Source organism: Streptomyces sp. NPDC002935 (genome assembly GCF_040611295.1).
Classification (GTDB): domain Bacteria; phylum Actinomycetota; class Actinomycetes; order Streptomycetales; family Streptomycetaceae; genus Streptomyces.
In genome coordinates this window covers 21572-36054 of sequence record NZ_JBEXNW010000042.1, presented here as the reverse complement: position 1 = coordinate 36054, position 14483 = coordinate 21572, and the positions used below count along the sequence as shown (strand labels likewise).

Annotated in this window: 14 protein-coding genes; 8 read left to right on the top strand and 6 right to left on the bottom strand. The window is 71.6% G+C overall.

The annotated features are described in order from the left end of the window. The first annotated feature begins 7 nt into the window (after positions 1–7). The 3 genes from nagA (at position 8) to ABZX90_RS37660 (ending at position 2754) form a co-directional block, all read left to right on the top strand. Entirely contained in the window at positions 8–1192 is a 1185-nt protein-coding gene (gene nagA / locus ABZX90_RS37670; RefSeq protein WP_355212749.1) for an N-acetylglucosamine-6-phosphate deacetylase, read from the top strand. 97 nt (positions 1193–1289) lie between these two features. Beyond that, positions 1290–1718, top strand: a complete 429-nt coding sequence (locus tag ABZX90_RS37665) for a hypothetical protein (RefSeq protein ID WP_355212747.1) — start codon at positions 1290–1292, stop codon at positions 1716–1718. A 106-nt stretch (positions 1719–1824) separates the two neighbouring features. Further along, positions 1825–2754 (top strand): 1-phosphofructokinase family hexose kinase, encoded by a 930-nt coding sequence (locus tag ABZX90_RS37660; RefSeq protein WP_355212746.1) that lies wholly within the window; start codon positions 1825–1827, stop codon positions 2752–2754. Positions 2755–2894: 140 nt separating this feature from the next. On the opposite strand, the gene ABZX90_RS37655 is transcribed toward ABZX90_RS37660, so the two are convergent. Together ABZX90_RS37655 and cdgB are read right to left on the bottom strand one after the other, a co-directional pair. Continuing rightward, the gene (locus tag ABZX90_RS37655; protein ID WP_355212744.1) at positions 2895–3869 is read right to left on the bottom strand and encodes a carbohydrate-binding protein; all 975 of its coding nucleotides are present in this window, start codon (positions 3867–3869) and stop codon (positions 2895–2897) included. Between the two features lie 117 nt (positions 3870–3986). Beyond that, positions 3987–5693 (bottom strand): diguanylate cyclase CdgB, encoded by a 1707-nt coding sequence (gene cdgB / locus ABZX90_RS37650; RefSeq protein WP_351120686.1) that lies wholly within the window; start codon positions 5691–5693, stop codon positions 3987–3989. A gap of 459 nt (positions 5694–6152) precedes the next feature. Here cdgB and ABZX90_RS37645 point away from each other — a divergent pair, with 459 nt between their 5' ends. After that, a complete protein-coding gene (locus tag ABZX90_RS37645) occupies positions 6153–6716 on the top strand; it encodes a flavin reductase family protein (RefSeq protein WP_351120688.1) in 564 nt (187 codons plus the stop codon). 24 nt (positions 6717–6740) lie between these two features. Here the strand turns inward: ABZX90_RS37645 and ABZX90_RS37640 are convergent, their stop codons facing one another. Together ABZX90_RS37640 and arfB are read right to left on the bottom strand one after the other, a co-directional pair. After that, positions 6741–7649 carry a sigma-70 family RNA polymerase sigma factor gene (locus tag ABZX90_RS37640; RefSeq protein WP_355212780.1) on the bottom strand — a complete coding sequence of 303 codons (909 nt, stop codon included), beginning with the start codon at positions 7647–7649 and terminating at the stop codon, positions 6741–6743. 195 nt (positions 7650–7844) lie between these two features. Beyond that, on the bottom strand, positions 7845–8273 hold the full coding sequence (arfB, locus tag ABZX90_RS37635) for an alternative ribosome rescue aminoacyl-tRNA hydrolase ArfB (RefSeq protein ID WP_351120690.1): 429 nt from the start codon (positions 8271–8273) through the stop codon (positions 7845–7847). Between the two features lie 192 nt (positions 8274–8465). On the opposite strand from arfB, the gene ABZX90_RS37630 reads away from it, so the two are divergent. Then, positions 8466–9041 (top strand): TerD family protein, encoded by a 576-nt coding sequence (locus ABZX90_RS37630; protein WP_351120692.1) that lies wholly within the window; start codon positions 8466–8468, stop codon positions 9039–9041. 136 nt (positions 9042–9177) lie between these two features. On the opposite strand, the gene ABZX90_RS37625 is transcribed toward ABZX90_RS37630, so the two are convergent. Then, positions 9178–10587 (bottom strand): M1 family metallopeptidase, encoded by a 1410-nt coding sequence (locus ABZX90_RS37625; protein ID WP_351120694.1) that lies wholly within the window; start codon positions 10585–10587, stop codon positions 9178–9180. A 107-nt stretch (positions 10588–10694) separates the two neighbouring features. Between ABZX90_RS37625 and ABZX90_RS37620 the strand changes: the two genes are divergently transcribed. Next, a complete protein-coding gene (locus ABZX90_RS37620) occupies positions 10695–11195 on the top strand; it encodes a hypothetical protein (RefSeq protein WP_351120696.1) in 501 nt (166 codons plus the stop codon). 35 nt (positions 11196–11230) lie between these two features. Here ABZX90_RS37620 and ABZX90_RS37615 read toward each other — a convergent pair whose 3' ends face one another. Further along, complete coding sequence (locus ABZX90_RS37615) at positions 11231–11953, bottom strand: pentapeptide repeat-containing protein (protein WP_351120698.1); 723 nt, start codon at positions 11951–11953, stop codon at positions 11231–11233. A 148-nt stretch (positions 11954–12101) separates the two neighbouring features. On the opposite strand from ABZX90_RS37615, the gene ABZX90_RS37610 reads away from it, so the two are divergent. Further along, positions 12102–13268: an FAD-dependent oxidoreductase gene (locus ABZX90_RS37610; RefSeq protein WP_355212740.1), complete on the top strand. Its 1167-nt coding sequence runs from the start codon at positions 12102–12104 to the stop codon at positions 13266–13268. A gap of 171 nt (positions 13269–13439) precedes the next feature. Further along, positions 13440–14423 (top strand): zinc-binding dehydrogenase, encoded by a 984-nt coding sequence (locus ABZX90_RS37605; RefSeq protein ID WP_355212738.1) that lies wholly within the window; start codon positions 13440–13442, stop codon positions 14421–14423. Positions 14424–14483 lie beyond the last annotated feature (60 nt).

Sequence of the window (14483 nt, the reverse complement as noted above, 5' to 3'; positions counted from 1 at the left end):
CCACCCGATGGCCCCTAGCAAGGTTCTCGCCGGCGCCCGGGTGGTACTGCCCACCGGGATCGTGCACGACGGCCGCGTGATCATCGACGGTCCGCGGATCGCCGACGCGGGTGACCCCTCTGCGCAACCTGCCGGAGTCCTTGGGGGAGCCCCCGCGGACACGCCCGTGACCGACCTGTCCGGCCACTGGGTGGTCCCCGGCTTCGTCGACCTCCACAACCACGGCGGCGGTGGCGCCTCCTTCACCTCGGGAACCGCCGAGGACGTCCTGCGGGGCATCCACACCCACCGGCTGCACGGCACCACGACCGTCGTCGCCTCCACCGTCACCGGTGACATGCACGGCCTCGCCGAGCGCGCCGGGATGCTCTCCGAGCTGGCCGAGCAGGGCGACATCGCGGGCATCCACTTCGAGGGCCCGTTCATCTCGCCGTGCCGCAAGGGCGCGCACTCCGAGGAACTGCTGCGCGACCCGGACCCGGCGGAGGTCCGCAAGCTGATCGACGCGGCGCGCGGCCGGGCCAGGATGGTCACGCTCGCGCCCGAACTGCCGGGCGGCCTCGACTCCGTACGGCTGCTCGCCGAACACGGGGTGATCGCCGCGATCGGGCACACCGACGCGTCGTACGAGCAGACGAAGGCGGCCATCGACGCGGGCGCGACCGTGGCGACGCACCTGTTCAACGCGATGCCGGCGCTCGGACACCGGGCGCCTGGCCCCATCGCCGCCCTCCTGGAGGACGAGCGGATCACCGTCGAGCTGATCAACGACGGTACGCATCTGCACCCCGCCTCGCTGGAGCTGGCGTTCCATCACGCGGGGCCCGGCCGGGTCGCGTTCATCACCGACGCGATGGACGCGGCGGGCTTCGGCGACGGCCGCTACATGCTCGGCCCGCTGGAGGTCGAGGTCGCGGACGGCGTCGCCCGCCTGGTGGAGGGCGGTTCGATCGCGGGCTCCACGCTGACCCTCGACCGCGCCTTCCAGCGCGCCGTCACGGTCGACAGGCTGCCGGTCGAGGACGTCGTGGCGGCCATCTCCGCCAACCCCGCCCGCCTGCTCGGCATGGACGACCGGGTGGGCTCCCTGGAGCCGGGCAAGGACGCGGACCTCGTGGTTCTCGACGCCGACTTCGCGCTCAAGGGCGTGATGCGCCGGGGGGAATGGGTGGTCGCTCCCCAATTGGGCTGATCAGAGCGCCATTTCATCTACGACGAGTTGGCCAGACTCAAGTCGAGCCTGACTGAAATCTGATCGCCTCGAATGATCTTGGATCTAAGATACAGCCATGACCACAACAATGAATATCGTGGCGCGGGCGGCGGGGGCCGGGTCCGTGGCCCTTCTCCTCGCTGTAGCTGTGCCGGGAACCGCACAGGCCGCCGGTGATCCTCAATACGCGGGCTGCACCACAACGGGGGCCAGTGCTCTTATGCGCATCACCTCGATAACCAACGACGGCCCTGCCAGCAAGTACGCCGTCCATTTCGAAATCTCGGACACAGTAGCGGACGGCCACCACGCGAGCGTCCGCCTTCTCACCAAGGACGGCACTGGCACGTTGCATCGCTGGCCGTGGCACAGCAACACCAGCGGCACGGGCACGATCACCGTCAACACAACCGCCCAGGACGACCGGGGTATCTTCGCCTCTGGCGTCGAGGTCGCCAGGGCTGAAGGGTCTACCGTGCTCAACTCCTGCACCGACTGGACGTAGCGGCAGCGTTGACAGGCGCGGGGGTCTATCACAGCCCCCCGCGCGTTGGCATGATCGGGCCCGAAATGAATGGCACGCACACGCACTTCGAGGGAGGCCGGTCCGGGTGATCCTCACGGTCACGCTGAACACCGCTCTCGACATCACCTATCGCGTGCGGTCCCTGCGCCCGCACGGCTCGCACCGGGTGAGCGAGGTGACCGAACGTCCGGGCGGCAAGGGCCTGAACGTGGGGCGGGTGCTCGCCGCGCTCGGGCACGAGGTGACGGTCACCGGTTTCACGGGCGGCGCGACCGGCCGCACCGTTCGGGAGCAACTCACCGGAACGGCCGGGGTGGTGGACGCGCTCGTCCCGATGGAGGGATCGACGCGCCGCACGATAGCCGTGGTCGACACGACGACCGGTGACACGACTCAGCTCAACGAACCGGGACCGGTGATATCCGCCGCCGAGTGGGCGGCCTTCCAGGAGACGTACGAGCATCTGCTGCGCTCCGCCTCGGCGGTGGCCCTGTGCGGCAGTCTGCCCCCGGGGGTACCGGTCGGCGCGTACGCCCAACTCGTCCGCACCGCACGCACCCTGGCCGTCCCGGTCCTCCTGGACACCAGCGGCGAGCCGCTGCGCCGGGGGGTCGCGGCCCGCCCCGACATCGTCAAGCCGAACGCCGAGGAACTGGCCGAGCTCACCGGCTCCCACGAACCGCTGCAGGCCACCCGGAACGCCCGGCGGCGCGGCGCGCACTCGGTGGTCGCCTCCCTCGGCGCGGACGGGCTGCTCGCCCACACGGCCGAGGGCCACTGGCGCGCCGCCCCGCCCGTCCGGGCCCGCGGCAACCCGACCGGCGCGGGCGACTCGGCCGTCGCGGGCCTGCTGTCGGGCCTGGTCGAGAAGCTCGACTGGCCGGCCCGCCTCGCCCGCGCCGTCGCCCTGTCGACGGCGACCGTGGCGGCGCCCGTGGCCGGCGAGTTCGACCGGGCGCTGTACGAGAGCCTGCTGGACCGGGTCACGGTGACGGCGGAGTCCGTGGCAGCGTAGCGGCATGGTCCCGGAACGGCGAAGAGGCGGCGCCCGGAGCGCCTCCGCGCGCCCGGTCACCGCCTCGGCGGCCCTGGGACCGCCCCTGATCACCCGTGGTCCCGCAGGGCCCCGCACGGCCCACGGGAGCGTTTGCGGGACTACCTCTTGACCTGCCCCTTCTTCAGGGAGAGCTGGTCGAGCAGTATGTTGCAGCTGTCGCCGTCCCCGCAGGAGAGGGTGATCGTGTTGGTGCCCTTGTTGAGGGTGGGCCACGCATAGGTCGTCGTCCAGCCCTTGGCGAAGTCGCCCTCGGCGGCGTGCGCGTAGTTCTCCATGCTCAGCTTGGAGCCGAAAGCCTTGCCGTTGACGGTGAGCGTCATCGACGCGTCCTGGCCGGGCACGCTGTAGCGCGCGAACACGGTGTAGGCGCCGTCCTCGGGGATGCCGTTGAACGTCCAGGTCACCGAGGCGCCCGGATTGTTCAGTCCGGCCACGTAGACCCCGCCGTCGGACTGGGCGCCCTGGACGTCGAAGGCCGTCGTCACGCCGTTGCCCAGCTTCAGCGCCTTCGCGTCGACCTTGGGGAGCTCCGCGGGCTCGTCGGCGCCCTTCGACTCCTCCTGGGTCGGCGCGGCGCTCTGGGAGGCCGTCGGGGTCGTGTCCGCCTGGTTGTCGCCCTTGTCGTCGTCCCCGCCGCCGCCCGTCATGGCGATGGCGATGCCGATCACGACGGCGGCGACCACGGCGATCGCGCCGATGAGCAGACCCTTGGTGTTGGGGCCACGGCCACGTCCGCCGCCGTCACCGTGACCGGGCATCGGCGTGCGCGCCGTCTGCGCGCCGCCGGGGACGGTCTCGGGGGCCGCGTAGTGAGCGTTCTGCTGGCCGTGGCCGGCCTGCTGCGGCACCTGGCCGTACGGGGTGGTGGGAGCCTGCTGGCCGTAGGCGCCCTGAGCGGTCTGCTGGCCGTACTTGCGCTCGCCGACAGCCCGCACCCGGTTGACCGAGCCCGGGTAGCCGTAGCCACCGCCTCCAGAGGGCGGCGTGGCTCCGTTGGCCTGACCATCGGCGTACAGATAGCCGAACGGGTCGTCGTCCTCGGGCGTGCTCGCGCCGTTGTTGCCGGGCGTCATCCCTTGGTCTCCTCAGCGGGTGCGGTTCTGATGCGGTACACGAATGATTGGCGAGCCTACCCGGTTTCCCTGGACCAAACGGGGGGCCTTCACCGCATCGACCTACTGACCTGCGTGTTATCCAGCACGCCTGTGCTGTTTGGGACGAGACCGTTTCTCGACGTACATCCGTTCGTCAGCGGATTTCAACACCTCGTCCGCCGTCATGCCGCAGTGGGCCCATCCGATGCCGAAACTCGCGCCCACTCGGACGGCCCGCCCATCGACCCTGATGGGAGGAATGATCGCGTTCCGCAGGCGTACGGCGAGGTCCTGGGCGTCCGCCCGGCCGAGACCGTCGGCGAGCACCACGAACTCGTCGCCGCCGAGCCGGGCCACCGTGTCACCGTCCCGGACCCCGTGGGTCAGGCGACGGGCGACCTCGATGAGAACCTCGTCACCCGCGTTGTGCCCGAACCGGTCGTTGATCGACTTGAAGCCGTCGAGGTCGCAGAAGAGCACCGCGAGCCCCTTGGTGCCGTCGTCCGTCTCACCCTCGGGCGCGATGGTGTGCACATGGTGGTCGAAGGCGTCGAACGCCTCCGCGCCGGAGTCGAAGTCGAAGCCGTGCCCGTGCCCCTCGTAGGCGGGGAGGCCGTTGCCGTCGTAGTCGCCGCCCGGCAGCTCCGGGAAGTCCCCGTGCCCGTACGCCGCGTCCAGCGAGGCGACCGCGCCGGGCGGCAGGGACTGCGGGCGCTGGCAGAGGCGGGAGCTGAGCCGGGAACGCAGCTCGGCGGAGTTGGGCAGGCCCGTGAGCGCGTCGTGCGAGGCGCGGTGCGCGAGCTGGAGCTCACGGCGCTTGCGCTCCTCGATGTCCTCGACGTGGGTGAGCAGGAAGCGGGGGCCGTCGGCGGCGTCCGCGACGACGGAGTTGCGCAGGTGGACCCAGACGTAGGTGCCGTCGCGGCGCCCGAGCCGCAGCTCGGCCCGGCCGCCCTCGGCGGAGGTCCGCAGCAGGGTGCCGATGTCCTCGGGGTGCACGAGGTCGGAGAAGGAGTAGCGGCGCATCGCGGAGGCGGGCCGGCCGAGGAGCCGGCACAGGGCGTCGTTGGTCCGCAGGATGCGGCCGTGCTGGTCGCCCCCCATCTCGGCGATCGCCATGCCGGAGGGCGCGTACTCGAAGGCCTGCCGGAAGGACTCCTCGCTGGCGCGCAGGGCCTGCTGCTCACGCTCCAGGCGGACCAGTGCGCGCTGCATATTCGCGCGTAGACGCGCATTGCTGATCGCGATGGCGGCCTGGAACGCGTACATCTGGAGCGCTTCGCGCCCCCAGGCGCCCGGCCTGCGGCCGTTGCGCGGCCGGTCCACGGACAGCACGCCGATCAGCTCGCCGTGGCCGTTGCCGGAGACGTTCGGGGTGTACATCGGCGCGAAGAGGCGGTCGGAGGGGTGCCACTCGTCCTCGAAGCGGGGCGCGGGACCGTCGGTGTACCACTGCGGGACGTCGTCCTCGTCGAGGACCCAGCCCTCGGTGTGCGGTATGAACCGGAGGTCGCCCCAGGCCTCGCCCATGGTCAGCCGGCGGTCCCAGGAGGCGCGGGAGCCGACCCGGCCGGTGATGAGGGCCTCGGCCGCGGGGTTGCCGGCGAGAGCGGCGGCGACGAGGTCGCCGTCGGGGCGTACGAGGTTGACGCACGCCAGCTCGTAGCCGAGCCCGGTGACCACGCCGTCGGCGACGGTCTGCAGCGTGTCGGCCAGGCTGCGGGCGGTGTTCATGTCCGCCATCACCTGGTGCAGCTGCCGCAGGGTCGCAAGACGGACGTAGGGCTCCGACTCGGTCTCCATTCGCCCTCCCCTCGAGACCTCGCAGCAACTCCAGGGTTCTCTCGGCGTACTAGGTGCTCTTCGGTTCCGTGCTGACTGCTCGGTGCTCTCCGTGAACGGCTTTACGCCGTACTGCTTGGTAGCTTCCTGTGCAACGTCCCCGACACTGAATCACAGCGCGCTGCCCACTCGGTACACAGGGTCAACAAAATATCGGCCCTGTGACTCAAGTCACAGCGGAAGATGAGCAATTGAGTGGAGTTTCTGCATTTCAGCGTGCATTTACTGAACGCATTGTTGGACGACTGTGCAGAAGCTGTGCACGCTTGCGCCCACTGGATGAGTACGGATGAGAGTACGGCCGTCCCCGCTCCCGCTCCCGTCCGCCCCGCTTCCGTGTCCTCTCCGCCCCCGGACCTAGGTCCCGGTTCGGGCCGAGGTCCGATGTGCCGCCCCGGGAGCGGAGACTAGCGTTTCGGCGTGCTCACCACTCCCCCTGCCCTCCCCCTCGCCCCGTCCGTGCATGCTGAGGGGGTGAGCAACGACGAGTTCCGCGCCGCCATGACCCGGCTGGCCGCGGGCGTGGTCCTGGTGACCGCGCACGAGCCCGCGCTGGCCCCCGACGGGCCGGGCGGCGAGGACGTCGGCATGACCGCGACCGCCTTCATGTCCGTCTCCCTGGACCCGCCGCTCGTCATGGTCAGCCTGCGCGAGGGCTCCCGGATGGACGACCTGCTCGACGAACAGCCCCTGTGGGGCGTCTCCGTGCTCTCGGAGAGCCAGCGCCACATCGCGGGCCGCTTCGCCATGAAGGGCCGCATCAGCGACCGGCTCCTCTTCGAGGACATCCCGTACGTCCGCGGCGAGGCGTCCGGGGCCCTCCTGATGCGCGGCGCCCTGGCGACCCTGGAGTGCCGCACCGAGCAGCGGGTGCCCGCGGGCGACCACACCCTCGTCATCGCCCGCGTCCTGACGGCCCACGTGCCGAGCGCGGACGGCGGCCCCCTGGCGTACTTCAAGGGCCGCTACCGCCAACTGGGCTGAAGCGGCCCCGACCGGGCGAGCGCCTCAGCGGTCCAGAACCGTGACGTCGAGGCCGGCCAGTCGCTCGGGGTCGTTGACGATGTCGATCACGGCGATCCTGCCGTGTACGACTGTGAAGGCGAGAACGCCGGCCGGGCGCCCCTCGGAGATCACCACGACACCCGCGACGCCGTTGACGAGGGCGGGCCGCGCGATGCGGGCCAGGTGCGCGAAGCTGCTCGCGCCGGACGCGACGGCGATCGCTCCGGCCGTCACGCCTCCCTCCGAGCGGGCCACGACATCCGGGTCCAGGACGGCGACGAGCGCATCGAAGTCGCCGTCACGGGCCGCCGCGAGAAACGCCTCGACGACCTCCCGCTGCTGGGCGGGATCGGCGTCGGACACCGGTGCGCCGCCCTGCACCCGGCGACGGGCCCGGCTGGCCAGTTGCCGGGACGCCGCGGGCGTACGGCCCACGATGGGCGCGATCTCGTCGAAGGGCACGCCGAACAGGTCGTGCAGGACGAAGGAGAGCCGCTCCGCGGGTGTCAGCGTCTCCAGGACGACGAGCAGGGCGAGGCCGACCGAGTCGGCGAGCAACGCCTCCTGCTCCGGGTCGACGCCGCTGACGGAACTGAGCACCGGCTCGGGCATCCGCACCCCCTGCCCCTCCGCCGACGGCTCCAGCGGCTCCTCCCGGCGGGTCCTGCGCGAACGCAACATGTCCAGGCAGACCCGCCCCACCACGGTCGTCAGCCAGCCCCCGAGATTGCCGACCCGGCCGGAGTCGGCCCGGCTGAGCTTCAGCCACGCCTCCTGCACCGCGTCGTCGGCCTCGGCGAGCGAGCCGAGCATGCGGTAGGCGACGGCGCGCAGATGGGGTCGGTGGCTCTCGAACCGAGCCGCGAGGAAGTCGCCGCCGTCCCGCGCCTGCCCTCCGCCACCGTCCGGCATCCGCCCGTCCCGCGCCTGCCCGTCCTCCGGGAAGTCCTCATGGGCGCTGTCGCTCATCGCTGGTCACCACTCCTCGTCGCATGCCGTCATGGCGTTGACGGACCGCGGGGCACAGATGTGACAGCCGGGCCGGGCGACAGCCGACGGACGCGACCGCCGAGCCGATGCGATGCGGCAGCCGGACCGGACCGGGGCCTACCCCCAGTCGCGTCCGGTGCGGCCGCGCTTGGTGTCGGAGCGCTGCTTCTTCTCGCGCAGGCGGCGTTCGTTGATGCCGCGGGGGATGCGGGTGGCGCGGCGCGGCTTGGGCGGCGGCGCGGTGGCCTCGGCGAGCAGCGAGGCGAGGCGCACGGCGGCCGTCTCCCGGTTGCGCCACTGGGAGCGGTGCTCGGAGGCGCGGACGCTGATGACCCCGTCGACGAGCCGCCCCTCCAGCTTCGCGAGGGCACGGTCCTTCCACACGGGCGGCAGCGCCTCGGTGTTCGCGAGGTCGAACCGGAGCTCGACCTGGGTGTCGCTCGTGTTGACGTGCTGCCCGCCCGGCCCGCCCGAGCGCGAGAAACGCCACATGAGCTCGGCCTCGGGCAGGGAGACGGAGCCGCGGATGACATAAGGACCGGACATGTGTTCATGGTCCCGTGCCTGTCCGGTCCGCGTCACCCGGTTTTCAGCGTCTGTCCGGGTGATGTGCGGCTCCTAGGTAAAGAAAGTAAAGACAGGCGGAACCTCAGGGACCCCCCTTGGCGTTCATAGAGGTGACGGTAGCTTCGTCCCCAGTACGAAGCCCGTACGTCACGAGGGAAGGGACTCCCAACAATGGCTGTAAGCCTGTCCAAGGGTGGCAACGTCTCGCTCACCAAGGAGGCTCCGGGCCTGACCGCCGTCACCGTGGGCCTCGGCTGGGATGTCCGCACCACCACGGGCACCGAGTTCGACCTCGACGCCTCGGCCATCGCGGTCAACCCCCAGGGCAAGGTCTACTCGGACGCCCACTTCGTCTTCTTCAACAACAAGCAGACCCCGGACCAGACCATCGTCCACACCGGTGACAACCGGACGGGCGAGGGCGCCGGCGACGACGAGGCGATCAACGTCAACCTGGCGGGCCTCCCCGCCGACGTCGAGAAGATCGTCTTCCCGGTCTCCATCTACGACGCGGAGACCCGCACGCAGAACTTCGGCCAGGTCCGCAACGCCTACATCCGCATCGTCAACCAGGCCGGCGGCACCGAGATCGCCCGCTACGACCTCTCCGAGGACGCGGCCACCGAGACCGCCATGGTCTTCGGCGAGCTCTACCGCAACGGCGCGGAGTGGAAGTTCCGCGCGGTCGGCCAGGGCTACGCCTCGGGCCTGGCGGGTATCGCGCAGGACTTCGGCGTCAGCGTCTGAGCCTGAGCACCCGCACGTCGAGAGGAGCCCCCGACTTCGGCCGGGGGCTCCTCTCATGCGGCCGCGCCGCTCGCGATGCCCGACGGCCGTGGCGCTCGTGCCGCCCGAAGGCGTGATGCTCGTGCCGCCCGGCGGCTCACGGGTGGTCGGGCTTGCCCTTTCCGTACAGCCAGTCCTTCCAGATCCCGCTGAAGTCCTTGTCCGGCGCGGTCTTCTCGACGTACGCGGTGAACTCGGCCGTGTTCGCGTTCGCATGGCGGTGGGTGGCGGCCCAGCCCTGGACGATGTCGTAGAAGGTGTCGTCGCCCACCAGTTGGCGGATCTTGTGCAGCACCATCGCGCCGCGGTAGTAGACGGGCGGGTCGGAGATCACCGCGGCGCTGGGCGGCTCGGCGGGCGGGTAGGCCCAGATCTCGCTGTTGTCGGCCGGTTCGTAGTAGTCGCCCTGGTAAAGGGAGTTGAAGATCTCGTCGGCGGTGTCGCCGTCGTGGTCCTCCTGCCACAGCCACTCCGCGTAGGTGGCGAACCCCTCGTTGAGCCACATGTCCCGCCAGGACTTCGGGGTGACCGAGTCGCCGAACCACTGGTGGGCCAGTTCATGGACCAGGGTCTTGGTGTCGGGGGCGCCGGGGAAGACGGGGCGCGTCTGGGTCTCCAGGGCATAGCCCGCGTCGTCGCCGCGGTCCACGATCGCCCCGGTGGAGGAGAAGGGATAGGGGCCGAAGTTGTACTCCTCCCAGTCCAGGATCTCGGGGATCCCCGCGAGCACCTTCTTGCTCGCCTTCGACTGGGTCGGGTCCACCGCCACGTACACCGGCAGCCCGTTCTTCGCCGTCGAGCGGGTGATGTCGTATCTGCCGATCGCGAGCGTCGCCACATAGCTCGCCATCGGTTCGGCCGAGTGCCAGGCGTATGTCGTACGGCCCTTGGCGGTCGTCTCGCTCGTCAACTCGCCGTTGGAGACGGCCTGGAAGCCCTCCGGGACGGTGATGCCGATGTCGTACGCCGCCTTGTCGACGGGGTGGTGGTTGCCGGGGAACCAGGCCATCGACCCCGTGGGCTCCCCGAGGGCGAGGGCGCCGTCGGCCGTGCGCAGCCAGCCCTCCTCGGAGGTGTCGGGGTCGGTGATCGTCCTGGGGGTGCCGGAGTAGCGGACCGTCGCGCGGAACGTCTCCCCCTTGTCGAGGTCGTCGCGCGGGCGCACGGTCAGCTCCTGGCCCGCCCGGCTCCACCGGGCGCTCCGGCCCTCGACGGTGACGTCGGAGACGTTCAGCCCCGACAGGTCGAGATGGAAGGCGCTGAGGTCCTGGAGGGCCCGCGCGGTGATCTCGGCCGTCCCCTTCAGCCGCTTGCCCCGCGGGTCGTAGGAGAGAGTCAGTCCGTAGTGCGTGACGTCGTACCCGCCGTTGCCCATCTTCGGGAAGTACGGGTCGCCGACACCGGACGCGCCGGGCTTGCCGTGCACGTCGTCCCCACCGCAGGCGGTGAGGCCGAGAACGAGCGAGAGGGCCAGGGCAAAGGGGACGGTGGCGGAAGATCGGGGCACATCAGCGATCCTAGGCGGCGCCGCTCCGACAGGCCCTCCGCGAGCCCGAGGGTGGCCGGAAACCGCCGAGCGGGAAGCGGCACGCCCGGCGTGACACCATCACCTACGTGCTCGACATCGGCTACGCCCTCTCCAATCGCTTCCCCGACCCCCCGCAGACCGACTACCGCCGCGCTGACGTCCACGCGCTGCGGCACGACCTGTTCTGCGGTGACGTCTACCTCGCCGACACCAAGGCGGACCGGGAGGTGTCCACGGGCTGGGGATGGGTGCCGGTGCTCGACTTCGCGTGGGCGCTGTGCGACATCGTGGAGCAGCTCGACCGCGACCCGCTCGGCAGCCGTGCCTCCCGCCCTCAGCAGGCGGAGCTGGACTTCACCGAGTCGACCGACCGCATGCTTTTCGAGCGCCGCTTCGGCTGGGTGGACATCGAGGCCGACTGGATGCCGGGCGACGAGGAGCCGCTGACCTTCTCCCACACCGAGCTCCGCCGCGAGGCCCGCGACTTCCTGCACGACCTGCTCGCGGACCTCACCGACCTGCACGACGACCTCGCCGAGAACCCGGCGATCTGGACCCTCCAGGCCCGCTTCCCGCGCGTCTCCTAGACGGTGTAGACCAGAGGCCCAGGGGGCTCTGGCTCTCAGACCCCCTCCGCGCCCCCGTCCACCCGTACCCCCAGCGCCGCCGCCAGTACGGGCGCCAGATCGAGCAGCTGGTGGGTGCTGATGACCGCGCCCGCGAGCCGGTCCACGCCCCGCGCGATGTCCAGCTCCGCCGCCGCGCGCAGGTCCACGTCCGTGAGGGTGGCCTCGGTGAGGTCCGCTCCCTTCAGGACGCAGTCCACGAACTCCACCCGCTCCAGACGGGCGCCCCCGAAGTCCGGCTCGACCAGGACGCAGCCCTCGAAGACGACGTCCTTGAGCCTCGCCTTGCGCAGATTCAGATAGTCGATCTTCCCGCCGCGCACCAGCACCCGCTCCAGGACGGAGCCGTGCAGCTGCACTCCGCCGAGGCGGGCGTCGATCACCTCGACGTCACGCAGCGTCGACTCGGCGAGATCGGTGCCCACGCCCCGTATGCCCGTCAGGACCGAGTCCAGCACGCGCGCGTGGTGAAGGCGCGTCTCGTCCAGCGCGCAGCCCGTCAGGGCGCAGTCCATGAAGCGGGCTCCCCCGCCGTCCTGTCCGGCGAAGTCCACCTCGCGGAACTCCAGCCCGTCGTAGTCGCCGTCCGGCTCCAACTCCGCGCCGTCGTACGGCTCCAGCACCGGCAGCCGCACCTCCGGCCGCCGTGCCGCCTTCAGCCCCGTCCCCGGCGCCTTCGCGCCGGTCCCACCGCGCCCGCCCGCCGCTCTCCTCGCCATGCCCCCATCCTGCCCGCCCCCACTGACAATCGCCCTGGCCTGCGGAAACCCGGCACATGTCACATTCCGGGGTCCTTCAACGGTCCTACTCACAGGAAGGCCTGCTGTCAGAGCCCCGTCGGACCCCGAGCAGAGGAGACCTCCAGCCATGCACCGCATCACCGTCATCGGCGGCGGCTTCGCCGGACTGACCGCCGCCATCACCGCCGCCGAGGCGGGCGCCAAGGTCACCGTGTACGAAGCGCACCACACCCTCGGCGGGCGGGCGCGGACCGCCGAGGGGCCGTACCGGACGAACGAGGGGCCGCACGCCCTCTACAGCGCCGGTCCGCACTGGACATGGCTCAAACAGCGGGACCTGATCGGCGCGCTCGCCCCGATCCCGCCCATGGAGGCCGCCCGGCTGCGGCTGCACCACAAGGGCGCGCTGCGCCGCACCCCGCCCTTCGCGATGCTCAAGCTGCTGCGGCGCTCCTCCCAACAGGCGCCGGTGGACGTCGACTTCATGACCTGGGCGACCGGGCAGGCGGGAGCCGAGGGCGCGCGGGCGGCCGCCCACTACTCCGCGGTCGCCCTCTTCCATCACGATCCCGGTTCGCTGTCCGCGGCGTTCGTGCAGGAGCGGTTGCGCCGGGCCATGAGACTGCCGCCGGAGGCGCACTGCCCCCGGGGCGGCTGGGCGAACGTCATCGACCGGATGGCGGCGCGGGCCTGGAACCTCGGCGTACGGATGGAGACGCTGGCCCGGGTGGACGCCCTCCCCGTGGACCGGGGTCCGGTCGTCGTCGCCACCTCGCTCGCCTCCGCCCGCCGCCTCCTCAAGGACGCGTCGCTGACCTGGACGAGCGGCCGTACGGCCCTCGTCGACCTGGCCCTGCGGAGCCGGCGCGGCGACGCGTTCGCGGTCTCCGACCTGGACGCGCCGGGCTGGATCGAGCGGTTCACCGCCCGGGACCGCACCCTGGCCCCGGCCGGGGAGCAGCTCCTCCAGGGGCAGATCCCGATCGCCCCGGGGGAGTCCGGGGCCGACGGCGTCGCCCGCGCCGAGCATCTGCTCGACCTCGCCTTCGAGGGCTGGCGCGAGCGGGTCACCTGGCGGCGCGAGAGCGTCGCGAACGGCCGTACGGGCGCGGTCGACCTGCCCGGCACCAGCTGGCGGGACCGCCCGCGCGTCGACCGCGGCGACGGTGTCTACCTCGTGGGCGACCAGGTCGCCGCCCCCGGCGTGCTCTCGGAGGTCTCCTTCAACAGCGCGATGGAGGCCGTGGCGCTGGCTCTGCGCATCCGGGAACGCCTTGACCTCAAGCAAGCTTGAGGTTGAAGAGTGGGCGGTGCGCGGACCTGGCGAGGCGCCCCACGGGTCTCGCGGGTCTCGCGGGCCTGCCAGACCCCACGGGTCTCGCAGGCCTCGTACAGACCCCATTGACCTCACAGACCGCATAGACCGCATAGACCGCATAGACCTCGTAAATTTTGAGGAGCGCTGATGCACGCGATCCGGTTGCACGCCTTCGGCCCCGCCGAGAATCTCGTCCTTGAGCGGACCGAGGACCCCGAACCGGGGCCCGGCCAGGTCCGTATCGCCGTGGCCGCCGCCGGCGTCCATCTCCTGGACGCCGCCCTGCGCGAGGGCATGCGGGGCGGCCCGGCGCCCGCGCCGGCCACCCTGCCGACCGTCCCCGGCCGTGAGGTCGCCGGAACCGTGGAGTCGCTCGGCGAGGGCGTCGCCGGACTCTGGCTCGGCAGGCGGGTCGTCGCCCACCTCGGCTTCGCCCCCGGGGGCTACGCCGAGTTGGCCGTCGGGGACGTCGACCGCCTCCACGACATCCCCGGGAACCTCGACTTCGCGCAGGCCGTCGCCATGATCGGAACAGGCCGTACGGCCATGGGGATCGTGCAGTTCACCGAGTTCGGCCCGTCCTCCGTGGTCGTCGTGCCCGCGGCCGCGGGCGGCATCGGCACGCTGCTCGTGCAGTACGCGCACCACGCGGGCGCGACCGTGGTCGGCCTCGCGGGCGGCCCGGAGAAAGTGGCGCGGGCCCGCGCGAACGGCGCCGATCCGGCCGTCGACTACACCGACCCAGGCTGGCCGGAGAAGGTCCGCGCGCACCTCGGCGGCCGGACGGCGACCGTCGTGCTCGACGGCGTCGGCGGCGCCGTCGCGCGGGACGCCGTCGGCCTGCTCGGCCCCGGCGGCCGGCACATCGTCTTCGGCTGGTCCGGCGAGGGCATCCGCGACGGCTCCCCGTACCTCGTGGACGGGGTGTCCGAGCAGGTGCTCGGCCCCGTGATGATGCGGAAGGCGGGCGGCCCCGACCCCGTACGGACCCTGGAACTGCGGGCCCTGGCCGAGGCCGCGGCCGGGCGTCTCGTCCCGGCCGTCACCCGCTTCCCGCTCGCCGAGGCGGCCGCCGCGCACCGGGCCCTGGAGAACAGGGCCACGATCGGAAAGGTGGTGCTGGAACCATGACCACGAACCCACGGAAGGCGTCCCGCGACGCCCCGCCGACTGGAGATGCGACTCATCCCG